Source organism: Lentilactobacillus kisonensis DSM 19906 = JCM 15041, assembly GCF_001434135.1.
GTDB lineage: Bacteria > Bacillota > Bacilli > Lactobacillales > Lactobacillaceae > Lentilactobacillus > Lentilactobacillus kisonensis.
In genome coordinates, this window is record NZ_AZEB01000107.1 from 1 (window position 1) to 323 (window position 323).

Annotated in this window: 1 protein-coding gene; it reads left to right on the forward strand. The window is 40.2% G+C overall.

Annotated features, from left to right (window positions below):
- On the forward strand, window positions 1-276 hold a 276-nt coding region (locus FC98_RS13930), incomplete at its 5' end, for an integrase core domain-containing protein (protein ID WP_156637358.1).
- Window positions 277-323 lie beyond the last annotated feature (47 nt).

Here is a 323-nt window from a genome sequence, read left to right on the forward strand (position 1 = left end):
CGTGGCTTTAACGACTTCTTATATCAACACAATGCCAAGCGAAGTATGTCACGACCAGGGACTCCCTATGATAACGCGATGATTGAGCGTTATTGGAACGAATTTAAAGTTAGTTGGATTCGAACCCAGCCCCAGCCACAAACCTATCAAGCATTAATTCAGCTTATTGAGGAAGGGATTAACTACTTTAACTCGATACGACGTTCCGCCAAGAGAAATGGACTTACCCCTGAAGAATACCGTAATCAAGCTTTTAAGAAACAAATTACTGCATAGTTAATTTTATATTATTTGAACTGTCAACTTGACAAGCACCAGTGCAC